Annotated in this window: 16 protein-coding genes and 3 pseudogenes; 10 read left to right on the top strand and 9 right to left on the bottom strand. The window is 64.8% G+C overall.

Features of this window, described 5'->3' with window-relative positions:
- The first annotated feature begins 134 nt into the window (after positions 1 to 134).
- The 8 genes from AWB76_RS03605 (at position 135) to AWB76_RS03570 (ending at position 6,508) form a co-directional block, all read left to right on the top strand.
- The gene (locus tag AWB76_RS03605; protein WP_061158746.1) at positions 135 to 1,172 is read left to right on the top strand and encodes an acyl-CoA dehydrogenase family protein; all 1,038 of its coding nucleotides are present in this window, start codon (positions 135 to 137) and stop codon (positions 1,170 to 1,172) included.
- Positions 1,160 to 1,951 (top strand): PIG-L deacetylase family protein, encoded by a 792-nt coding sequence (locus tag AWB76_RS03600; RefSeq protein WP_061158745.1) that lies wholly within the window; start codon positions 1,160 to 1,162, stop codon positions 1,949 to 1,951. The genes AWB76_RS03605 and AWB76_RS03600 overlap by 13 nt, the downstream gene beginning before the upstream one ends.
- Positions 1,948 to 2,556, top strand: coding sequence for a class I SAM-dependent methyltransferase (locus AWB76_RS03595; protein ID WP_061158744.1), 609 nt, complete (start codon positions 1,948 to 1,950; stop codon positions 2,554 to 2,556). Before AWB76_RS03600 ends, AWB76_RS03595 begins: the two co-directional genes overlap by 4 nt.
- 201 nt (positions 2,557 to 2,757) lie before the next feature.
- Entirely contained in the window at positions 2,758 to 3,777 is a 1,020-nt protein-coding gene (locus AWB76_RS03590; RefSeq protein ID WP_061158743.1) for a LacI family DNA-binding transcriptional regulator, read from the top strand.
- Positions 3,774 to 5,027: an AGE family epimerase/isomerase gene (locus AWB76_RS03585; RefSeq protein ID WP_061158742.1), complete on the top strand. Its 1,254-nt coding sequence runs from the start codon at positions 3,774 to 3,776 to the stop codon at positions 5,025 to 5,027. Before AWB76_RS03590 ends, AWB76_RS03585 begins: the two co-directional genes overlap by 4 nt.
- Before the next feature lie 5 nt (positions 5,028 to 5,032).
- Positions 5,033 to 5,944: a carbohydrate kinase family protein gene (locus tag AWB76_RS03580; RefSeq protein WP_061158741.1), complete on the top strand. Its 912-nt coding sequence runs from the start codon at positions 5,033 to 5,035 to the stop codon at positions 5,942 to 5,944.
- Positions 5,945 to 6,008: 64 nt separating this feature from the next.
- On the top strand, positions 6,009 to 6,230 hold the full coding sequence (locus AWB76_RS03575; RefSeq protein WP_061158740.1) for a hypothetical protein: 222 nt from the start codon (positions 6,009 to 6,011) through the stop codon (positions 6,228 to 6,230).
- A gap of 32 nt (positions 6,231 to 6,262) precedes the next feature.
- Complete coding sequence (locus AWB76_RS03570; RefSeq protein WP_061158739.1) at positions 6,263 to 6,508, top strand: hypothetical protein; 246 nt, start codon at positions 6,263 to 6,265, stop codon at positions 6,506 to 6,508.
- Here the strand turns inward: AWB76_RS03570 and AWB76_RS03565 are convergent, their stop codons facing one another.
- Positions 6,509 to 7,159 carry a glutathione S-transferase family protein gene (locus AWB76_RS03565; RefSeq protein WP_061158738.1) on the bottom strand — a complete coding sequence of 217 codons (651 nt, stop codon included), beginning with the start codon at positions 7,157 to 7,159 and terminating at the stop codon, positions 6,509 to 6,511. It lies immediately after the preceding gene.
- 235 nt (positions 7,160 to 7,394) lie between these two features.
- Between AWB76_RS03565 and AWB76_RS03560 the strand changes: the two genes are divergently transcribed.
- Complete coding sequence (locus AWB76_RS03560) at positions 7,395 to 10,961, top strand: indolepyruvate ferredoxin oxidoreductase family protein (protein WP_061159001.1); 3,567 nt, start codon at positions 7,395 to 7,397, stop codon at positions 10,959 to 10,961.
- On the opposite strand, the gene AWB76_RS03555 is transcribed toward AWB76_RS03560, so the two are convergent.
- Positions 10,962 to 12,275, bottom strand: coding sequence for an EAL domain-containing protein (locus tag AWB76_RS03555; RefSeq protein WP_061159000.1), 1,314 nt, complete (start codon positions 12,273 to 12,275; stop codon positions 10,962 to 10,964).
- Between the two features lie 346 nt (positions 12,276 to 12,621).
- Between AWB76_RS03555 and AWB76_RS03550 the strand changes: the two genes are divergently transcribed.
- Positions 12,622 to 14,271: a Na+/H+ antiporter gene (locus tag AWB76_RS03550; RefSeq protein WP_061158737.1), complete on the top strand. Its 1,650-nt coding sequence runs from the start codon at positions 12,622 to 12,624 to the stop codon at positions 14,269 to 14,271.
- 48 nt (positions 14,272 to 14,319) lie between these two features.
- Here AWB76_RS03550 and AWB76_RS43245 read toward each other — a convergent pair.
- The 7 genes and pseudogenes from AWB76_RS43245 to AWB76_RS03525 all read right to left on the bottom strand — a co-directional run.
- A pseudogene (locus AWB76_RS43245) lies at positions 14,320 to 14,502 on the bottom strand (YadA-like family protein); the annotation flags it as partial.
- A 15-nt stretch (positions 14,503 to 14,517) separates the two neighbouring features.
- Positions 14,518 to 14,985: pseudogene (locus AWB76_RS43240) on the bottom strand (YadA family autotransporter adhesin); the annotation flags it as partial.
- Positions 14,986 to 15,249: 264 nt separating this feature from the next.
- Positions 15,250 to 16,089, bottom strand: a pseudogene (locus AWB76_RS42990) (hypothetical protein); the annotation flags it as partial.
- Between the two features lie 358 nt (positions 16,090 to 16,447).
- The gene (locus AWB76_RS03540) at positions 16,448 to 17,749 is read right to left on the bottom strand and encodes a solute carrier family 23 protein (protein ID WP_061158735.1); all 1,302 of its coding nucleotides are present in this window, start codon (positions 17,747 to 17,749) and stop codon (positions 16,448 to 16,450) included.
- Positions 17,750 to 17,911: 162 nt separating this feature from the next.
- Positions 17,912 to 19,471 (bottom strand): methyl-accepting chemotaxis protein, encoded by a 1,560-nt coding sequence (locus tag AWB76_RS03535; RefSeq protein ID WP_061158734.1) that lies wholly within the window; start codon positions 19,469 to 19,471, stop codon positions 17,912 to 17,914.
- 465 nt (positions 19,472 to 19,936) lie between these two features.
- A complete protein-coding gene (locus tag AWB76_RS03530; RefSeq protein WP_061158733.1) occupies positions 19,937 to 20,479 on the bottom strand; it encodes a response regulator transcription factor in 543 nt (180 codons plus the stop codon).
- 45 nt (positions 20,480 to 20,524) lie between these two features.
- A complete protein-coding gene (locus AWB76_RS03525; RefSeq protein WP_061158732.1) occupies positions 20,525 to 21,823 on the bottom strand; it encodes an ATP-binding protein in 1,299 nt (432 codons plus the stop codon).
- Positions 21,824 to 21,882: the final 59 nt, after the last annotated feature.

Raw genomic sequence — 21,882 nt, 5'->3', positions numbered from 1 at the left:
CACTTCGGCCTACGCCGTTCGGCTGAATAGCGTGCGGGCATGTCCCTTGCCACACTCTTGTTCAGAACCGCAAAGAAATGGACAGGACACGCCATGTGGATACAACGCATCACCCTTCAGCGGCGCGAGAAGCCATGAACAACGTCGAACAACATGCGACGTTATGCGCGTTGCAGGGCTTTCTCGCCGAGATGCCGTATCGGCGCAACAGTGCCGAAGACGCAGGCCGCGCGCTGCATGCGCTGATCGGCGCGGGTCTGGATCGCCTGCCTTTGCCGGGGCGCGGCGATACGGCTGAGCGCTGGCGCGCGCTGGGCGCGGTCGCGGCGTTCGATCTTTCGCTCGTCAAACTCTACGAAGGCCACACGGACGCGCTCGCGATCCTCGCCGAACTCGACGGTACACAACCGGAGGACGGCAGCGCATGGGCAGTCTGGGCCGCCGAGCCGCCGAGCGCACGGTTATCGGCGCTGGCAGGCAGCGATTCACAGACCGTGTTTCTGGAAGGCACGAAGGCATGGTGCTCCGGCGCGGCATCGGTCACGCGTGCGCTCGTGACCGCATGGAACGAGCGTGACGAACCGGTGCTCGCCGCCGTCGATCTGCGGCAGGACGGCGTCGAGATCACCAACGCCGGATGGCAAGCCGTCGGTATGAAAGCGAGCGCGAGTGTCGACGTGCGTTTCGAGCGCGTGCCCGCGCGAATCGTCGGTGCGCCACGCGCGTATCTCGAGCGCCCCGGCTTCTGGCAAGGCGGCGCGGGGATTGCCGCGTGCTGGTTCGGCGCGGCAGCGGACATCGCGGCGTTCGTCGCGCGCGACGCGAAGCGCCGGGCAGAACCGCATAAGCTCGCGCATCTCGGCGCCATCGACACCGCGTTGTCGGCCACGGCCGCGTTGCTGCGCGAAACGGCGGCGTTCATCGACCGTGAGCCGCACGCCGACGTCATGGCGCACACGATGCGCGCCCGCCTCGCCGCGGAACGGGCGGCCGCGCTGGTCGTGGAGCGCGCCGGCCGCGCACTGGGCGCCGGTCCGCTGTGCCGCGACGCGCACTTCGCGCAACTCATGGCCGATCTGCCGGTATTTATCCGGCAAAGCCACGCCGAGCGGGACGAAGCAGCGCTCGCCGCGCGCGTCATAGAGGGGGAAGAGATTTCATGGCAAGTGTGACCACGCAAACACCCGCCGAAAACACGGCCATCGATCGCGCCATTTCCGGCGAAGGCACGCCTGAAGCCGCATGGCAAGGATGGGCGCGTCTCAATGCACTGCCGGAAGTCGATCCGGCCGAACTCGTGCCGTTCGGTGGACGCGCTGTCGTAGTTGCCCCACACCCCGACGATGAAATCCTCGGCACCGGCGGCCTGCTCGCGCGTCTATCGGAAATCAGCCGGCAGATTCTCATCGTCGCCGTGACGGACGGCACCGCGAGCCACCCGAAATCGTCCGAATGGCCGCCTGAGCGCCTTGCACGCGTGCGCCCGCAGGAAACGAGGGCGGCACTGCAACGTCTGCGTCTGCGTCAGGTTCAGGTGGCGAGGCTCGGTCTTCAGGACGGCGATCACCATCGAATCGAAGCCAGCTTGTCAGGAGCCCTATCAGAATTTCTTCAACCGGGCGATATAGTTTTCACCACTTGGCGCTATGATGGGCACCCCGACCACGAGGCAGCCGGGCGCGCCGTACAATCCGCGGCACAGGCGCTCGACCTGCCCTGCGTGGAAGTGCCGCTCTGGACCTGGCACTGGGCGTCGCCGGACGATACGCGCGTGCCATGGAGCCGTGCCCGCCGCATCGTCCTCGACGGCGCCACGCATGCCCGGAAGCTTCGGGCCGTGCAGGCTTTTCGAAGCCAGCTCGACCCCGACGCTACAACCGGGCAGGCACCCGTGCTGCCCGAGCATGTATTGGCCAGGCTGACCCGGCCTTTCGAAGTCGTACTCATATGAACAACACCAGCAACAATACTAAGCAGTACTTCGATGATCTTTATCAAGATAATGACGATCCCTGGAAAATCAGAAATCGCTGGTATGAACGGCGCAAGCGTGCGCTTCTGCTCGCCTCGCTTCCGCATGAACGCTACGCGCGCGCGTTCGAGCCGGGCTGCGGTAACGGCGAGCTGACCGCCCTGCTCGCGGCGCGCTGCGACGAGCTGATCGCCACCGACATCGCAGAGGACGCAGTCGCGCTGACGCGGCAGCGCGTCGCGGACTATCAGAACGTGAAAGTTCAGCAAATGCTGTTGCCCGATATCTGGCCGGACGGCAAGCTTGATCTCGTCGTGATCAGCGAGATCGGCTATTACCTTGACGAGCCGCAGCTCTGGCATATCGTTGAGCACATTCATCAGACCTTGTCGCGTGACGGCGCAGTCGTCGCGTGTCACTGGCGTCGGCCGATCGACGGCTGGCTGCAGAACGGCGATGACGTGCACGCGAAACTGCGCGGCCGCATGAGCCTTCCGCTGCTGAGTCACTACTGGGACGACGATCTGATCCTAGACGTATGGACGCCCGACAAGCGGTCGATTCACGACCGGGAAGCGCCATAGCGTTTCCCAATTTTTACTAAACAAACAAATCGCAAGGAATCTCATATATAACAAGGTTCTACTGGTTTTCTCCAGTCTCTTCGCGACGATCTTTCATGCATCTTTACTATACAATCGCCTCCAATAAGCGAACTGGACGAACGCGATAAACACCGCGTCCGCCGGGAACAAGGCGAAAAAGCGGAGACTGGAAACACCAAGATGGCCACCACCATTCGCGATGTCGCGCGTGCGGCAAGCGTCTCGATCGGGACGGTGTCGCGCGCGCTCAAGAATCAGCCGGGCTTGTCAGAAGCCACGCGCGTACGAGTCGTCGAAGTCGCGCAGCAGCTCGGCTACGACTCGGCGCAATTGCGCACGCGCATTCGTCGCGTGACCTTTCTGCTGCATCGGCAGCACAACAATTTCGCCGTCAGCCCGTTTTTCTCGCATGTGCTGAACGGCTTCGAGGAAGCCTGCCGCGAGCGGCGGCTCGTGCCGTCGGTGCTCGCCGCCGGTCCGACGCACGATCTCGCCCAGCAGATGCGCCTGCACGCGCCGGACGCCATCGCGGTCGCGGGTTTCGTCGAGCCGGAACTGCTCGCGCACCTGCATTCGCTCGCGCGGCCCACCGTGCTGATCGATCTGCGCGCGCCGGGATTCCGGTCGGTGAATATCGACAACGTGAAAGGCGCGTCGCTCGCCATGCAGCATCTGTTCGCGCAAGGGCGGCGGCGGATTGCGTTCATCGGCGGATCGCTCGCGCATTACAGCATCGCGCAACGTGCGCTCGGCTATCGGAAGGCGTATTTCGATGCCGGCCAGCTTTTCGATCCGATGCTCGAAATCATGACCCAGCCCGGCCTGACCGCCGATCTCGCCGCCGCCGACGCGATGGAACGCCTGATCGCCGACGCCCGCGCGCAATCCAGTCCCCTGCCCGACGCCGTTTTCGCCTATAACGATGCAGCGGCCCTCGCCGCGATGCGCGTCTGCCTCGCGCACGGGTTGCGGGTGCCGGACGACATCGCGTTCGTCGGTTTCGACGATATTCCGGCCGCCGCGCAAAGCACGCCGCCGCTCTCGACCGTGAGCGTCGACAAGGAAGCGCTCGGGCGCCGCGGCGTCGAATTGCTGTTGGAAGATCAATCGAGCCCGCCGAGCCAGGCCGACACGCTCGTCGCCGTCAATTTCGTTCCTCGCGCGAGTTCGGGCACGAAACAGGACATCAGCACGCCATGAATATGACCGCCTCACCTGCCATCGCGGAACGCGCGCCAGCGGAACGCGCGATCGACTTCCGCAGCCGCGACTTCCTGCTCTCGCACGTGCGCGACACGCTCGCGTTCTACGCGCCCAACGCGCGCGACCCGTCCGGCGGCTTCTTCCATTTCTTCAAGGACGACGGCAGCGTCTACGACCGCACGACGCGCCATCTCGTCAGCAGCACGCGCTTCGTCTTCAATTACGCGATGGCGTTCCGCCACTTCGGCGACGCGGCCTATCAGGACGACGCGCGCCACGCGTTCAAGTTCCTGCGCGACGCGCACTGGGACGCCGCGAACGAGGGCTACGACTGGGAAATCGAGTGGCGCGACGGCCAGAAGCGCACGCTCGACGGCACGCGCCACTGCTACGGCACGGCGTTCGTGCTGCTCGCGTGCGCGCATGCGGCGATGGCGGGCATCGACGAAGCCAGGCCGATGATCGACGACACCTTCGCGCTGATGGAAAAGCGCTTCTGGGACGCCGACGCCGGCCTCTACGCCGACGAAGCCACGGCCGACTGGCAGCTTTCGGACTATCGCGGGCAGAACGCGAACATGCACGCGACCGAGGCGCTGCTCGCCGCCTACGAGGCGACCGGCCACGTCATCTATCTCGACCGCGCGGAAAAGATCGCCGGCAACATCACGCTGCGGCAGGCGAAGCTGTCGCACGGCATGGTGTGGGAGCATTTTCATCGCGACTGGTCGGTCGACTGGCATTACAACGAATCGGACAGCTCGAACATTTTCCGTCCGTGGGGCTTTCAGCCGGGGCACCAGACCGAATGGGCGAAGCTGCTGCTGATCCTCGAACGGCATCGCGCGCTGCCCTGGCTCGCACCGCGCGCCGTCGAACTGTTCGACGCCGGCTTCAACCGCGCGTGGGACAGTCGTCACGGCGGCCTCTATTACGGTTTCGGCCCGGACGACACCATCTGCGACCACGACAAATACTTCTGGGTGCAGGCGGAAAGCTTCGCGGCGGCGGCGCTGCTCGGCGCGCGCACGGGCCGCGAGCGTTTCTGGGACTGCTACGACGAACTCTGGCGCTATAGCTGGAACCACTTCGTCGATCACGAATACGGCGCGTGGTATCGCATTCTCACGTGCGACAACCGCAAGTACGGCGACGAGAAAAGTCCCGCCGGCAAGACCGACTATCACACGATGGGCGCGTGCTACGAAGTGCTGAACGCGCTTTCTTCGCCCCAACACCAACGGTGACAACGATGGCAAGCGAGCAACCCAACTTCCCCCAATTCGTCTCCGCCGGCGACATCCTCACCGACATGATCCGTACGGACGTGTCGAGCTGGCTTTCGCGTCCGGGCGGCGCGGGCTGGAACGTCGCGCGCGCAGTCGCGCGGCTCGGCCTGCCTACAGCCTGCGCCGGATCGCTCGGCACGGACAATTTCTCCGACGATCTCTGGGAAGCGAGCGTCGCGTCGGGTCTCGACATGCGCTTCATGCAGCGCGTCGAACGTCCGCCGCTGCTCGCGATCGTCCACAAGACGCAGCCGCCCACGTACTACTTCATGGGCGAGAACGGCGCGGATCTCGCGTTCGATCCTTCGCGGCTGCCGCAAGGCTGGATGGAGCGCGTGAAGTGGGCGCATTTCGGCTGCATCAGCCTCGTGCGCCAGCCGCTCGGCGCGACGCTCGCCGCGCTCGCCCGTCAGCTGCGCGAGCACGGCGTGAAGATCAGCTTCGATCCGAACTATCGCAATCTGATGGAGCACGACTACGAGCCGATCCTGCGCAACATGGCAAGCCTCGCCGATCTCATCAAGGTGTCCGACGAAGATCTGCACATGCTTTTCAAGGGCATGCCCGAAGCAGACGCGCTCGCCAAAATCCGTTCGATGAACCGCCAAGCCACCGTGCTCGTCACGCGCGGCTCGGCGGAAGCCACGCTCTATGCCGGCGACAAGCAGTACAGCGCGCGTCCGCCGAGCGTCGAAGTGGCGGATACGGTCGGCGCGGGCGATGCGTCCATCGGCGGATTGCTCTATAGCCTGATGGCGCGTCACGGCGAATGGCCCGAACATCTGAAGTTTGCGCTCGCGGCGGGCGCGGCCGCGTGCCGTCATTCGGGCGCGCATTCGCCTTCGCTGGAAGAGGTCGAAAGTTTGCTCGAATGAGCGTCGCGCGCGTTACATATCAGCGTGCTAGCATGGGTTCGTCCTTGCCTGGAGGCGAATCCTGATGGAAGACACTACCTACACGAAAGGCATCTATACCGCGACGATCGGCGTGCGCGCCATCGACGGCGGTCAGTTCCAGGGTCTTGTCTCGCTCGCCCGCGACGACGGCGAGGATACCGAAGCGACCTTCTACGAAGTGGAAGCCGCATCGGGCAACGAAGAAGAAGCGCTCAACGAAGCGCGCGCGCTCGCGCACCGCATCCTCGGGGAAATCGAACTGTAGGCGGCCGCGCGGCGCCTGCATCGGAGGACATCATGCCTGAGCAGATCTTCCTGTACGGCGTCTACGCCATCCACGTGAGGCCGGTCGAGCTTCAGGGATCGCGCTGGGACGCGGAATACGAGATCCGTCATCACGACAAGGCGGTGCAGACGTGGACGACTGTCGGCGGCGACGACGGTCTCGCCGACAAGGCCGAAGCCGTCGAGCTTGCGCATCAGCGGGCGGTGTCGGATATCGAGGCCGGCGCGGGCATTCCGAAGCCGCGCGCGTTCCCTTAATCAATGTTCATTCGACGAATGCGCCACACCGACGTGCGCATTCAGCGCGAGCCGCTCGGCCTCGCGCCGGTCGATCGCTGACGCGCGCTCGTAGCCTTCGCGCGCGAGCGAGCGTTCGACGTAATCGAAGAGCACGCCCTCCGGCTCGATCAGCTTCGCCTTGAACGCGATCTGCAGCGTGCTCGCCGCGAGAATATCGGCGGCGGTGAACTGCTCGCCGAGCAGCCACGGACCTTCTTCCAATGCGTTCTCGATCGCGTGCTCGACGCGCGCGAGATCGCCCCATCCGAAACTCACCGTGTTGCCTTGCGCGCCGGTCATGCGTTCGGCCATCGCGGGTTCGAGACACGAGCCGGTGAAAAACATCCACTGCAAAAAGCGTCCGCGCGACGGATCGTGCAGCGGCACGCCGAGCGCAGTCTCCGGGTAGCGATCCGCGAGATACAGCAGCACCGCGCCCGATTCGGCCACGCGCACGCTGCCGTCTTGCAGCGCGGGCAGCTTCGACATCGGATTGACGCGGCAAAAGTTCGGATCGTTCTGCGCGCCCGCGCGGATGTTCACGAATTCCAGGTCATACGGCACGCGCATTTCTTCGAGCATCCACAGTGCGCGGAAGGCGCGCGTCTTCGGCCAGTAGAAGAGCTTCATCGGCGTTGTTCTGGTTGGCTTTCGAGGCATTCAGGTTAGTCCCTTCATGCGTCGTCGCCCGATCCGGGTTTACGCGCAGCCCGGACGGATCGAGAAAATTCCGCTCGCGCATCTCAAAAATAGGGCGGTTGCTTCTCGATGTGTGCCTAAAGGCAGCAAGTGCGCAAAAACATTTCGCATTTGTCGGCAAAGAATGTCGCATTGCCTCACATACCAAAAACTGATCGGAGATTCCATGAACGCGCGCGTCCCCGCCGATGCATTTTTTCCTCCCGCGCTGTCCGACTATCAACTCAGCGACAACCTCTCCGCCACCAAAGGCCGAATCTTCCTGACCGGCACGCAGGCGCTCGTGCGCCTCGTCCTGATGCAGCGCGAGCTCGACCGCGCCGCGAGTCTCAACACCGCCGGCTTCATCAGCGGCTATCGCGGCTCGCCGCTCGGCATGGTCGACCAGCAATTGTGGAAAGCGAAGAAACTGCTCGCGTCGCACGATGTGCGCTTTTTGCCCGCGATCAACGAAGAACTCGGCGGCACCGCCGTGCTCGGCACGCAGCGCGTGGAATCGGACGCGGAACGCACCGTCGATGGCGTGTTCGCAATGTGGTACGGCAAAGGCCCGGGCGTTGATCGCGCCGGCGATGCGCTCAAGCACGGCAACGCGTACGGTTCGTCGCCGCATGGCGGCGTGCTCGTCGTCGCGGGCGACGACCACGGCTGCGTGTCGTCGTCGATGCCGCATCAGAGCGATCAGACGATGATCTCCTGGCACATGCCGGTCGTGAATCCGTCGAACGTCGCGGACATGCTGGAATTCGGCATCTACGGCTGGGCGCTGTCGCGCTTCTCGGGCGCGTGGATCGGCTTCAAGGCGATTTCGGAGACGGTCGAATCCGGCTCGACCGTCGATCTCGACGCGCTCAGGCTCGACTGGAAAGCCCCACAAGATTTCACGCCGCCGCAAGGTGGACTGCACAACCGCTGGCCCGATCTGCCGAGCCTCACGATCGAAGCGCGCCTCGCCGCGAAGATCGACGCCGTGCGCCACTTCGCGCGCGTGAACAGCATCGACAAATGGATCGCGCCGAGCCCGCGCGCGAACGTGGGCATCGTGACGTGCGGCAAGGCGCATCTCGATCTGATGGAAGCGCTGCGCCGCCTCGAGCTCACCGTCGACGATCTCGACCGCGCGGGCGTGCGCATCTACAAGGTCGGGCTCTCGTATCCGCTCGAAACGACGCGGCTCGAAAGCTTCGTCGAAGGTTTGAGCGAAGTGCTCGTGATCGAGGAAAAAGGCCCGGTCATCGAGCAGCAGATCAAGGATCATCTGTACAACCGCGTCGACGGCGCGCGGCCGGTCGTGATCGGCAAGAACGCGCGCGACGGTGCGCAACTGCTTTCCGCGCTCGGCGAATTGCGTCCGTCGCGCGTGCTGCCGGTGTTCGCGCAATGGCTCGCGCATCACAAGCCGGCGCTCGATCGCCGCGACAAAGTGGTCGATCTCGTCGCGCCGCAAATCCTCTCGAATGTCGCCGATGCCGTGAAGCGCACGCCCTATTTCTGCTCGGGCTGCCCGCACAATACGTCGACGAAGGTGCCGGAAGGATCGGTGGCGCAGGCGGGCATCGGCTGTCACTTCATGGCGTCGTGGATGGAGCGCGACACGACCGGCCTGATCCAGATGGGCGGCGAAGGCGTCGACTGGGCCTCGCATTCGATGTTCACCAAGACGCCGCACGTCTTTCAGAATCTCGGCGACGGCACGTACTTCCATTCGGGCATTCTCGCGATTCGTCAGGCCGTGGCCGCGAAGGCGAACATCACGTACAAGATTCTGTATAACGACGCCGTCGCGATGACGGGCGGCCAGCCGGTCGACGGCAGCATCTCCGTGCCGCAGATCGCGCGGCAGGTGGAAGCGGAAGGCATCGCGCTGCTCGTCGTCGTGAGCGACGAGCCGGAGAAATACATCGGTCACGAAGATCAGTTTCCGCGCGGCACGACGTTTCATCATCGCGGCGAACTGGATGACGTGCAGCGCCGCCTGCGCGACACGCCGGGCGTCACCGTGCTCATCTACGATCAGACGTGCGCCGCCGAAAAGCGCCGCCGCCGCAAGAAGGGCGAGTTTCCCGATCCGGACAAGCGGCTTTTCATCAACGAAGCCGTCTGCGAAGGCTGCGGCGATTGCGGCGTGCAGTCGAATTGCCTGTCCGTCGAGCCGGTGGAGACGGAGCTGGGGCGCAAGCGCCGCATCGATCAGTCGTCGTGCAACAAGGATTATTCGTGCGTGAACGGCTTCTGCCCGAGCTTCGTCACGGTCGAAGGCGCGAAGCTGAAAAAAGCCGAAGGCCACGCGTTCGATCCCGCCGAACTCGCGCGCCGCGTCGATGCGCTGCCGCTGCCGCAAGGTCATCTCGATAACGCGCCTTACGACATTCTCGTGACAGGCGTCGGCGGCACGGGCGTCGTGACCGTGGGCGCGCTCATCAGCATGGCGGCGCATCTGGAAGGCAAGAGCGCATCGGTGCTCGATTTCATGGGCTTCGCGCAGAAAGGCGGCTCGGTGCTGTCGTTCGTGCGCTTCGCCGCGACGGATGCGCTGCTGAACCAGGTGCGCATCGACACGCAGCAGGCGGATTTGCTGCTCGCGTGCGACATGGTCGTCGGCGCGAGCCCGGAAGCGCTGCAGACGGTGCGGCACGATCGCACGAAGATCGTCGTGAATACGCACGCGATTCCGAACGCGAGCTTCGTGCAGAATCCCGAGGCGAATCTTCATGCGGATGCGCTGCTCGACAAGATGCGTCACGCCGCTGGTCCCGGCGCGCACGACGCCATGCGCAGTTGCGACGCGCAGGCGCTCGCGCAGCGTTTTCTCGGCGATACCATCGGTGCGAACATTCTGATGCTCGGCTTCGCGTGGCAACTGGGCCTCGTGCCGCTGTCGCTCGCGGCGCTGATGCGCGCGATCGAGCTGAACAATGTCGCGGTCGCGGCGAACAAGCTGGCGTTTTCGATCGGCCGTCTCGCGGCGTCGGACATGGCCGCGCTCGACGCGCTGACCGCGCAGGCGATGGCGAAGCGCGTCACGATGGACGCGATGTCGCTGCCCGATCTGATCCGCGATCGCGAAGCGCGGCTGCTCGCGTATGGCGGCGCGAAATATGTCGCGCGTTATCGCAAGCTGGTAAATGCGGCGGCGGGCAACGAGGCGATTGCGCGGGCTATCGCGATTTCGTTCTTCAAGCTGCTGGCCGTGAAGGACGAATACGAAGTCGCGCGTCTGCACGCGGACCCGGCGTTCCGCGCGGCGCTCGGGGCGCAGTTCGAAGGCACAGCGGGCGAAAGCTACACGGTGAAGTTCAACCTCGCGCCGCCGGCGCTATCGCACGGCGCGCCGAAGAAGAAAGTGTTCGGCCAGTGGATGTGGCCGGTGCTCGGCGGCCTCGCGAAGATTCGCGCGCTGCGCGGCACCGCGCTCGATGTCTTCGGCCGGACGCTCGAACGTCGCATGGAGCGCCAGCTCGCCGACGACTTCGAAATCACGATGACGCGTGCCTTGTCTCGCGTGGATGCCGGCACCGCGAAGGACGTTCAATCGCTCGCCGCGTCGTTCGAGAAGGTGCGCGGCTACGGTCACGTGAAGCTCGCGAACGTCGCGATGGTCAAGCGCGGCGAACGCGATATCGCCAAACGCATCGGCATCGAAGCGGCGACGGGCGATGCGGTGCGCGCCGCCATCGATTCGATGAAAGGCGCGGCATCGCTCAAGGGGATTCCGGTCGTCGTGGCGAAGTAACTAGTCGGCGTCGTCGGGCAGCCAGTCGATATCGCCGCACAGCACGCAGCGTTTGCCCTGCGCGCGCGTCTCCACGGAGAGCGTGACGCAGGGCATTGCTTCGTTGATCGACAGATACGGCTTCGTCACATGCACACGCTCGGGGTCGCCGAGCGCCGCACGGAAATACGGACGACGCAGCCAGTTCGCGCCCTGCGCGTCGATGAGCGGCAGAAAGCGCGCTTCGTGCGCGGCGCGGTCGGCGCGCAGCACGACGTTGCGGCCGGCCTGCTTGCCGTTCTGATCGAGCAGGAAGCAGCGCGCGGCGTTATCGAGCGCGAGGAAATTCCAGCACACTTCTTCGAGCGGTTCGCCCGCCGCGAGCCGCTCGGCCGCGCGCTCGAATGCGCGGACGTACGGCTGAAGCCGCGTCGCGACGCGCCGTTCGCGCGCTTCCGTCTGCAAGCGATATCGCTCGGTCAGCTCGCCGATCACGTTCTGCGCGTGCACGCTGTCCGCGAGACCCGGATGCGGCCGCGCGAAGAAAAAGCCCTGCACGAAATCCGCGCCGCTCGCGAGCGCGAGTTGCGCTTCGTGCTCGGTCTCGACGCCTTCGATCAGCACGAGCTTGCCCGCCTCGTGCAGCAGCGACACGATCCCCGACAGCACCGCCTCCATGTTCTGCCGCTGCTTGAGCGAGCGCGCGGAGAGCGGCGCGTGCACGTTGTGGCCGGCGTGCGAAAGCATCACGCGATCGAGCTTGACGATATCCGGGTCCAGTTGCCAGATGCGCTCGATATTCGTATGTCCCGCGCCGAAATCGTCGAGCGCGATGAGAAAGCCGTGATCGCGGAACTGCTGCACCGCGAGCGCGAGCCGTTCCACATCTTCCGCGCTTTGTTCGAGCACTTCGAGCACGACGCGGCGCGGCTCCAGATTCAGGCGCTTCAGATTCGCGAGCAGCGAGGCCGCGTGATACGGCTCGGTCAGCGCGCCGGGATGCACGTTGAGAAAGAGCCACTCGTCGCGCGCGCCGAGCATCTTGAAGTTTTCGAGATGCAGCGCCTGAGCGAGCCGGTCGATCTGCAACGCTTCGCCGACGCGCGTAGCCTGCCCGAACACGTCGAGCGGCGATACCGGGCGATCGAGCGCATCGTGCGCGCGCAATAAGCCCTCGTAGCCGACCGCACGCATGTGCGACAAGCTGAACACCGGCTGAAAGACGCTCGACAGCGTCAACTCGCCATGCTCGACCGAATAGCGGTCGAAGCCCGAAGTCACGCCCAGCTCGAAGCTGCGCGCGGAAACCGTCTTTTCAGGATTTGCAATCACCATCCCGATGCCCCCGCCCAAACGTTCTGGCGAAACGCGGTCGACCGCGTGATGCCCCATGCCATTTCCATAAGAACTGCCCTCGATGATCTCGCCGGGAGTCTCTGTGTCCCGTGGCTTTCGCTTAAGCAAGCTCCGTGCGCAGAGCGCGCTGCGTCCGGCGGGACTTTTGCGCCGTGTGTGCACCGTCAACAGGCGACCTCTCGTGCACGCGCACCATCGCGGTGCGCCATCCCGCGTCGCGCGCGCTGCAACGTCTTGCGGGCACGGGCTAAACTTTCGGCTCATCGAATCAATGCTAGACGCCGCGGGCGCCGGCCGCTCGCGTGCGTCGTGCAGTAGCGCACACATGGAAATCGTCTTTACCGTTCTCATTCTTCTGCTGGCCGTCGCGCTGTCGGGATTCGGCCTGAGCCTGCTCCCGGTCAAGCTGCCGCTGCCGCTCATCCAGATCGCGATCGGCGCGTGCCTCGCGTGGCCGGGCTTCGCGCTGCACGTCACGTTCGATCCCGAACTCTTCATGTTGCTGTTTATTCCGCCGCTGCTGTTCGCGGACGGCTGGCGCATTCCGAAGCGCGAGTTGTATATGCAGCGCCGCGCGATCCTGATGCTCGCGCTCGGGCTCGTGTTCATCACCGTCGGCGTGCTCGGCTATTTCTTGCACGCGATGATTCCGTCGATGCCGCTGCCCATCGCGTTCGCGCTCGCCGCCGTGCTCTCGCCGACCGATGCCGTCGCGCTGACGGGCATCGCCGGGCGCAACCGGATTCCCGCGAACCTGATGCACATTCTCGAAGGCGAGGCGCTGATGAACGACGCGTCGGGCCTCGTCGCGCTGAAGTTCGCGATTGCGGCGGCGCTCACGGGCGTGTTCTCGCTGCGCGACGCGACGATCAGCTTCTTCATCATCGCGGCGGGCGGGCTCGTGATCGGCGCGGCGATCAGCTGGGCGGTCACCGAGATTCCGTCGCGCCTGCTGAAATTTTCCGACGACGACGATCCCGCCGCGGGCGTCATCCTCACGATCCTGATTCCGTTCGCGGCCTACGTGGTGGCCGAGCATGCGGGGTGTTCGGGGATTCTGGCGGCGGTATCGGCGGGCATGATGATGAACATCCAGAGCCTGCGCGAAGGCATTCCGAGCGCGGTGCGCGTGCGCATGACGAGCACCTGGACGATGATCGAATTCGTGTTCAACGGCATGGTCTTCATCCTGCTCGGGCTGCAGTTTCCGCACATCCTCGGGCAGGCGCTGATCGAGGCGCATCACGACAGCAACGCGCAGGTCGGCCTTCTGATCGGCTATGTGTTCGCGACGCTGGTCGCGCTCTATGCGCTGCGTTTCGTCTGGGTGTATTCGCTGCGCTGGGTCGCGGCGCGCCGGACGGCGAAGCAGGGCCTCGACAGCGCTGCGCCCGGCTTTCGCACGCTCGCGCTGACGACGATCGGCGGCGTGCGCGGCGCGGTCACGCTCGCGGGCGTGCTGTCGCTGCCGGTGACGCTCGCCGGGCGCGACCTGGCGATTTTCATCGCGTCGGCGGTGATTTTGGTGTCGCTGCTGATCGCGGTCGTCGGTTTGCCGCTGATGCTGCGCGGCATCGAACGCGAAAAAAATCCGCACGCGGCGGAGGAACGCATGGCGCGCCGGCGTGCGGCGCAGGCGGCGATTCGCGCGATTGACGACACGCACGATGAGCTCATCGAGCAGATGGATGAGGCCGGGTCCGCGCGTTGCGCCGATTCGACCGCGCGCGTGATGGGGATGTATCGGCGGCGGCTGGAATCGCTCGGCGAAGAGGAAGCGCCGCGCAAGGCCGCGAAGAAGAGCGAGATGGTGGAGACGCGGCTGAAGATGGCGGCGTTGCGGGCCGAGCGGGCGGAGTTGCTGAGGCTGCGCTCATTGCAGCATATCAACGATGAAACGCTTAACAAGCTGATGCGGGAGGTCGATCTTTCGGAGACTGCGATTGTTAATCGCAAGCGGGGGAGTGGAGCGTGAGGGAACCGGCTCGGACGCGCGACGGTTGCACGCGCGCCCGACGCTCGATCAGTTGAACGTGTACGTGACGCCGACCACGCCGCCGATGTCCGGCGACGACAATGTCGGCGACATCGTGAGGCCGCCGTTCACGCGCCACACGCCATCGTCCGACGTGCCGCCGACGCCGATCGCGAGGCCCATCTGATTGTGGTACCAGCCGGTCGCGACGCCTGCCGAAATCTTGCCGGGACGATCGTCATAGCGCAGGCCGGCGATCGCGATCGCCGCGGCGGTGCCGCCGTAGGACTTCTTGAGGTTGTCGTTCACCTGATTTTGAACTTGCCCGAGACCGGCGTTCAGCTGGTTCTTGTTGACGGCATCCGTCCCGTTGACGCCCGGCGCGACATTGGTGACGCGGCGCTCGCTGCCCGCGGCGCCGACCGACACGGTGTTCGCTTCATTCGCGACGGAATTCGCGCCGAGCGCGACGGAATTGTCGGCGGTCGCGGACGCGCCGTTGCCGATAGCCGTGCTGCCCTGGCCCGATGCGACGCTGCCGCTGCCGACCGCCGTGGCGTTGGCGCCGGTGGCGCTCGGCATGGCGTACGTGTCCGGATTGCCCGCGACGTAGACCGCGCCCGTCGGACCGACGTTGATGACAGCTGCGCTGATCGCATTGTTCAACTGATCGACGTTCACGGCGTCGGTGCCATCGATGCCGGTTGCGACGTTGTGCAGCGTCACCGCGCCGGCGAGCGGCCCGACGAGCGTGACATCGTTCGATACGGGCGCGCCATTTGCGCCGAGACCGGTTGTCGGCGCGGCGGCGGTGGAATACTGCAGCGGCGCGAGGTTTTGCAATGCGGCGATCGCGGCGCCTGCGTTGTTGTACTGGCTTCCGTAGACGTTGTAGCTCGGCATCGTGAAGACGTTGCCGTCGTAGCTCGCGCCGCCGCCCAGTGCGGTCGCAACGTCGCCGCCGAGCGTGTTGACCTTGACGTTCGTGGCCTCCACCGCGAGGTTGGTCGCGTTGAGTTGCGAGCCGTTGACCGCGTCGGTGCTGGTTGCGTCGAGACGGCCAGCGGCGAGATTCGTCAGCGTGCGCTCTTTGCCCGCCGAGCCGATGCTGACCGTGCCGTTGGGAACCTGCCCGGCGAAAGCGTAGGTGACGCCGTTGATCGTCACGCTCGAGGTGCCTACGGCCACTGCCGTGACGCTTCCGCTGCCGAGGGCGACGTCGTTTGCGTTGGCGGCGTTAGAGTTCGCTCCCAGCGCCAGCGCGGACGTTCCGGTCGCCTTGGCGTTCGTTCCATAGGCTTGCGAATCGTTTGCTAATGCAGTTGAGCCAATTCCGAATGCTTGCGAGTACCCTCCGTTTGCATTTGACAGCGCGCCGAACGCCATTGCGTGATCGCCCGCGGCAACAGCGCCCCCGCTTACGCTGGTGTCGTCGCCCCCGAGCGCGAGCGCGCCCGCTCCGGTCGCCTGTGCCGATGAGCCGATCGCCACCGAATAATCCCCCGAAGCCGTCGTACCCGACTTCTGCGCGCCGTCGGCTCCCGGTAGACCGCCTATGGAAACGGAATTTCTTCCGTTGGCCGCCGCACCATCGCCGATCGCCACCTGCGAGCCTGTGCCGGAAGCGCTTGTCTTGGACCCGATTGCCACGGGAGCCGCCCCTCTGGGAGCACCCGTGTCGGCATCCGCGTCGAGGCCAATCGCCACGCCGTTGTTGAAGCCGACGGATGTGTTGTCGGCATGCGCACCGCTGCCGTTGACGATATTCTGCCCATAACTATTCCCCGCAAGCCCGATCCCCACCACGGAAAGAAGCATCATCAGAACCCGAGGAATCCCCGCGGCACGCGCCAGCATCGACGAACTCGCACCACGTCTCGTCGACTTTCGCGTCAATCCAAGCGAATCACGCCGCGTGACACGCCTCCAAATATTCCGGTTCATATGCATTCCTAATGAGTTAATTCGGACCATCGCCAAAACGGAGTCTTCGGCGAGGCGCAGAAAAAGACTCTAGCGAGGCAAGACAAACTGCCAAACTAGATAAGTCCGAATGGTTTCAGAGAAATGCGAATAAACCGATGCGAAACGCGGCGCATCGATGCGCCGCGTCAATCGCCATCTGGAAGTGTTTGCTACGAAGAGAGAGATATCCGGCAGACCCTGACGTCAAGCATCAAACCACCCCCGCCCCACGCCGACGCAAAAGCGCATACAAAATGATCGCACCGAACGTAGCCGTCCCGATCCCACCAAGCGCAAACCCGCCGAGTTTCAGCGTGAAATCCCCAGTGCCGAGCACGAGCGTCACCGCCGCGACGATCAGATTCCGGTTATCCGAAAAGTTCACCTTGTTGACGACCCAAATCCGCGCCCCGGTCACCGCGATGAGACCGAACACGACGATCGACACACCGCCGAGCACTGGCCCCGGAATCGTCTGAATGAGCGCGCCGAACTTCGGCGAAAACCCGAGCACGATCGCAAAAAGCGCCGCGATGACGAACACGAGCGTCGAATAGATCTTCGTGACGGCCATCACGCCGATGTTCTCCGCATACGTCGTCACGCCCGTGCCGCCGGCGAAACCGGAAACGATCGTCGCCAGCCCGTCGCCGACGAACGCGCGGCCGATATATTTATCGAGACTCTTGCCCGTCATCGCGCCGACGGCCTTGATGTGCCCGAGGTTCTCCGCGACGAGAATGATCGCGACCGGCGCGATCAGCGTCATCGCCGGGGCTTCGAACACGGGCGCGGTGAAGTGCGGCATGCCGAACCATGCGGCGTTCGCGACGATCGAGAAATCGATCGGCTTGCCCATGCCCATGCCGTTGGTCAGCACCGCATAAATGAGGTACGCGATCGCGAGGCCGATCAGAATCAGCAGCCGCTGCGCCATCCCGCGCGCGAACACGGCGACGCCGCCCACGCACAGCACGGTGACGAGCGCCATCCACGATTCGAAGCTGCTGCCCATCACGCCCTTCACGGCGATCGGCGCGAGATTCAGCCCGATCACGCAGACGATCGCGCCCGTCACGACCGGCGGCATCAGCGCTTCGATCCACTTCGTGCCGACCGCCGCAACAATCAGCCCGATAATCGTATAAGCCACACCGCACGCGATGATCCCGCCGAGCGCCACCGCAATGTTCATGTTCGTGCCGTGTCCGCCGTATCCCGTGACCGCAATCACGAGGCCGATGAACGCGAAACTCGAACCGAGATAACTCGGCACGCGCCCGCCGACCAGCACGAAGAACAGCAGCGTGCCGATGCCCGACATGAAAATGCACAGATTGGGATCGAAGCCCATCAGGAGCGGCGCGAGCACGGTCGAGCCGAACATCGCGACGACGTGCTGAATGCCCATCGCGATCATCTGCGGCCAGGCGAGGCGCTCGTCGGGCGCGACGACGCGGCCCTCCTGAGCGTCCGGCTGGACCGGCCAGCGCGGGAAATAGGAATCGGACATCGGCGGGCTCCTTGTGGGCGGTGAGGCGCCGCCCGTGCGGCGCGCATGTTCTGAAAAAAAACAGGCGCGAGTGTACGGAGCGGGCTGCCGGGTGGCAAGCGAGCCGATATTACGTCCGTTTGGCCGTCGCTCGCCCGCCGCGTGCCCGGCTGTTTCGCCGCGTCAGACGCCGCGTTCCAGTTCGAACACCGCGACCGCGCTCTTCAGTTGCTCAGCCTGATCGGCCATCGCGCCCGCGGCGGCGGCGGCCTGCTCGACGAGCGCCGCGTTCTGCTGCGTGACCTCGTCCATCTGCGCGACCGCGCGATTCACCTGCTCGATGCCCGCGCTCTGCTCATGCGACGCCGACGAAATCTGCGCCATGATGTCCGTCACGCGCTGCACAGCCTGCGTGACTTCGGCCATCGTCGCGCCAGCGCGTTCGGCGAGCGCCGCGCCGCTGTCCACGCGCGCCGTCGACGCTTCGATCAGCTCCTTGATTTCCTTCGCCGACATCGCGCTGCGCTGCGCGAGCGAGCGCACTTCGCCCGCGACCACCGCGAAGCCGCGCCCTTCCTCGCCGGCGCGCGCCGCTTCCACGGCCGCGTTCAGCGCAAGAATGTTGGTCTGGAACGCGATGCCCTCGATCACCGCGATGATGTCCGTCATCCGCTTCGAACCCGACGCCAGTTCGCGCATGTTGTCGACGACTTCGCCGACGAGCTCGCTGCCCCGCGCCGACACATCCGATGCGCCGCGCGCGAGCCCGCTCGCCTCATCCGCGTTGCTCGCGTTCTGGCGCACGGTCTGCGTGAGCTGCTCCATGCTCGACGCGGTTTCCTCCAGCGACGCCGCCTGCTCTTCAGTGCGTTGCGACAGATCGGTGTTGCCCTGCGCGATTTCGCGCGATGCGTACAGGATCGAATCGCTCGAATGACGAATCCCGCCGACGATATCCGCCAGCTTCGCGCTCATGTTGCCGAGGCTCGCGAGCATGCTGGTGTCATCGCCGGGGCGCGTGTCGACGCGCGCCGTCAGATCGCCGCGCGCGATGCGGTCGGCGATATCCGCCGCGTACGCCGGCTCGCCGCCGAGTTGCGCGGACAGACGCCGCCCGATCAGCACCGCGAGCAGCGCGCCCGCGATCATCGCGCCGAAAACGAGCGCGAGCATGACGATGCGCATCGTTTCATATTCCGATGCCGCGTTGTGGCGCGCGTCGGTCGCGCGCTTGCGCTTGAAGTCGGCGAGGCGTTCCAGCGAATCGCGCGCCTTTTCGCTCGCGGCGATCGCACGCGCGATGAGTCCCATCTGATCGACATCGACCGGCATGGCTTTCTTGCCCATCTGCATGAGCACGATGTCTTCCCACGCGGCGACCGATTTGCTCGCCGTGTCGTAGAGCGCGAGGCTTTCGGCGGAGCGCATCGTCGGGCGCATGCGCTCGAACGCGCGGTGCATGTTGTCGAGCGAGCCGGCCATGCCTTCCTTCAACTGCGCCTTGCCGGCATCGTCGGCGAAGGTGAGATTGGCGGCGGCCAGATCCGTGTTGAGCTTGTGTTTGTTGATTTCCTCGACCCAATAGAGGCCGTCCATATGACGGTCGCCGATTTCCTCGATCAAGCCGTTCATCTTCGCGAGCGAAATCACGCCGGTGGCGCCCACGCACGCGGTAAACAGGATCACCACCGCGAAAGACAGCAAAAGCTTGCTGCGCACGGACAGGCGGTCAAACCATTTCATCGATGTCTCCTCTGTCACGCCCCGCAGACGACGCCCGCGGACAGCGTGGCGCAAACTCCGGTTCGCGCACAGAGTGGCTTTACGGCGCTCGTTCGATTTTTCTTGAGCGCGTATGAAGGGGATAACGCCGCGGGCATGGGCGTCGAAATATCGACGAAAGTCGACCGAAAGCGCATCCGAAAGAAATCCACCGATTGCTGCCAAAAAGCAGACAAGTTAAGTGGATTCTTAATTAGGAGTTTTCTTATATGGGTGCTTAAGTTTGCAACGTAAGCTTTCTACATGCGTGTTCCATGTACGCGCATGTCGTTGCAACTCTCCGATTTTTCCGCCCTTGGCACCCGGCTTGGGCGGTTCTTTTTTGGGCGCTCGCTTTTTGCGTCGACGCGACTCTTAAAGCGTCGAACGCCGCCCTTCCCGCCTCTATTGAATCGACGCCCGAGCGTGGCCCGGGCGTGATCCGTCTTACTGACGCACCGGCTTCTTCGCCAGCTTGCGCTGCAACGTGCGCCGATGCATGTTGAGCGCGCGCGCCGTCGCGGAAATATTGCCGTTGTTCTCGGCGAGCGCGCGCTGGATGTGCTCCCATTCGAGCCGAGCGACCGAAAGCAGCGTCGGGTTCTCGATCGCTTCCTCGGCCGTCTGCTCGCTCGCCTGCTCATGCAGCGCGGAGAGAATCGTCTCGACGTTCGCCGGCTTCGCGAGATAGTTGTCCGCGCCGTCCTTCACCGCCTGCACGGCCGTCGCGATGCTCGCGTAGCCCGTCAGCACCAGAATGCGCGCGTCCGGCTGCAAGTCGCGCAGCGGCGAGACGAGCCGCAGGCCGGAATCGTTGCCCAGGTGCAGATCGACCGTGATCTGGCCGAACTTGTGCTGGTTGGCGAGCTTCAGCGCTTCGTCGGCGTCGTGCGCCTGATGCGTCGTGTAGCCGCGCCGCGTCAGACCCCGGGCGAGTATGCCGGCGAAGACTTCATCGTCGTCGATGATCAGAAAGTTGGTATCGCTCATGAGTTTTTTCTCCGTAATGCCGCTCGCGTGGGCCTGACTTCGAGTTCAGGCCGCGCCGCTTTGTTCAGTTCTTGCCGTTTGCGCCGGCGCCGCAGCCACACCGCGGTTCGGCAGGCGCAACACCGCGCAGGTGCCGCGCGGCTTGCCGTCGATCAGCTCGATCGAACCGGAAAGCCGCGCCGCCGCCGCGAACGCCAGATACAGCCCGACGCCGTGCCCGCCCTGCGTGCTGTCGACCGGCACCGCGCCCAGCGTGCCGCGCAGCGCGGCCGGAATGCCCGGCCCGCGATCGCATACGTCGAAGCGCACGTAATCCTGTTCGTCGACGCTCTCCGCCGACGCCTGCAACGTCACCGACTCGCTGCTCGCGCGCGCGGCGTTGTCGAGCAGAATCGTGAGAATTTGTCCGACGCCGACCGCGTCGTCGATGGACGCATCCACGGGCGTGCGGTCGATCTGCGCGAATTTCACCTGCGGATGCCGCAGTCGCCATTGATCGATGAAACTCGAGAGCCATTCGTCGAGCGGCTGGCGGCTCGACGGCCCCGTCGCGCGGCTGCGCAGGCGCGCGAGCGCGGAGGTGCACAGCGCCATCTGCTGCTCGAGCAGTTCGAAATCCGCCGCGTAGGGCGCGAGGTTCCTGTCGTGCGCGGCGGAGTCGCGCAATTCCTCGGAGAGCATCGCGATGGTCGAAAGCGGCGTGCCCATCTCATGCGCGACGGTCGCCGCCTGCACGCCGAGCGCGACGGCGCGTTCATCGCGCAGATGACGTTGCTGGGCGTCGGCGAGCGCGGCGTCACGCACGCGCAGCGCCCGCGACATGCGCGCGACGAACCAGCCGATCAGCCCGACGCTCACCATGAAGTTGACCCACAGGCCGGTGCGGAAATAGTCGAACAGATTGGCCGGATTCGCGATGTTGAGCGGCACGTAGTTGTAGCTGAGAAGCGCGTAGCACGCGACGGCGAAGAGCGCGAGGCAGGTCATCATCGCCCACGGCAGGACGGCGGCGGCGATGGCGAGCGACGGCAGATAGAGCGTCACGAACGGATTGGTCGCGCCGCCGGAAAGGAAGAGCAGCGCCGAGAGCGCGCCCAGGTCGACCAGCATTTGCCCGAACAGTTCGAGATTGGTCTCCGGCCGCGCCCGCGCAACGCGCAACCACGTGAGGCCGTTGAAGGCCATTTCCAGCGCGATGACGAGCAGCATCGCGGGCAGCGGAAGCTTCGCGCCGAGGAAGATCTGCACGACGGCGATGGTCGTCAGCTGGCCGATGATCGCGAGCGAGCGAAGCCAGAAGAGGTGACCGAGGTTGACCCGTCCGTTGTTGGTTATGCGATGCATCTGGTTGGAGTGCCTGACCGCGAAATTACGCTTCATGCGGCATTATCCCGCTTGCGTCG

It is taken from the genome of Caballeronia temeraria, assembly GCF_001544795.2.
Lineage (GTDB): Bacteria > Pseudomonadota > Gammaproteobacteria > Burkholderiales > Burkholderiaceae > Caballeronia > Caballeronia temeraria.
The sequence above is the reverse complement of the archived record's forward strand: the minus strand, read 5'-3'. Positions and strand labels throughout refer to the sequence as shown.

Bases quoted from the DNA above. Each gene is read 5' to 3' on its own strand.
- AWB76_RS03605 (WP_061158746.1), top strand. From the start codon at position 135: ATGAACAACGTCGAACAACATGCGACGTTATGCGCGTTGCAGGGCTTT.
- AWB76_RS03600 (WP_061158745.1), top strand. From the start codon at position 1,160: ATGGCAAGTGTGACCACGCAAACACCCGCCGAAAACACGGCCATCGAT.
- AWB76_RS03595 (WP_061158744.1), top strand. From the start codon at position 1,948: ATGAACAACACCAGCAACAATACTAAGCAGTACTTCGATGATCTTTAT.
- AWB76_RS03590 (WP_061158743.1), top strand. From the start codon at position 2,758: ATGGCCACCACCATTCGCGATGTCGCGCGTGCGGCAAGCGTCTCGATC.
- AWB76_RS03585 (WP_061158742.1), top strand. From the start codon at position 3,774: ATGAATATGACCGCCTCACCTGCCATCGCGGAACGCGCGCCAGCGGAA.
- AWB76_RS03580 (WP_061158741.1), top strand. From the start codon at position 5,033: ATGGCAAGCGAGCAACCCAACTTCCCCCAATTCGTCTCCGCCGGCGAC.
- AWB76_RS03575 (WP_061158740.1), top strand. From the start codon at position 6,009: ATGGAAGACACTACCTACACGAAAGGCATCTATACCGCGACGATCGGC.
- AWB76_RS03570 (WP_061158739.1), top strand. From the start codon at position 6,263: ATGCCTGAGCAGATCTTCCTGTACGGCGTCTACGCCATCCACGTGAGG.
- AWB76_RS03565 (WP_061158738.1), bottom strand. From the start codon at position 7,159: ATGAAGCTCTTCTACTGGCCGAAGACGCGCGCCTTCCGCGCACTGTGG.
- AWB76_RS03560 (WP_061159001.1), top strand. From the start codon at position 7,395: ATGAACGCGCGCGTCCCCGCCGATGCATTTTTTCCTCCCGCGCTGTCC.
- AWB76_RS03555 (WP_061159000.1), bottom strand. From the start codon at position 12,275: ATGGTGATTGCAAATCCTGAAAAGACGGTTTCCGCGCGCAGCTTCGAG.
- AWB76_RS03550 (WP_061158737.1), top strand. From the start codon at position 12,622: ATGGAAATCGTCTTTACCGTTCTCATTCTTCTGCTGGCCGTCGCGCTG.
- AWB76_RS03540 (WP_061158735.1), bottom strand. From the start codon at position 17,749: ATGTCCGATTCCTATTTCCCGCGCTGGCCGGTCCAGCCGGACGCTCAG.
- AWB76_RS03535 (WP_061158734.1), bottom strand. From the start codon at position 19,471: ATGAAATGGTTTGACCGCCTGTCCGTGCGCAGCAAGCTTTTGCTGTCT.
- AWB76_RS03530 (WP_061158733.1), bottom strand. From the start codon at position 20,479: ATGAGCGATACCAACTTTCTGATCATCGACGACGATGAAGTCTTCGCC.
- AWB76_RS03525 (WP_061158732.1), bottom strand. From the start codon at position 21,823: ATGCATCGCATAACCAACAACGGACGGGTCAACCTCGGTCACCTCTTC.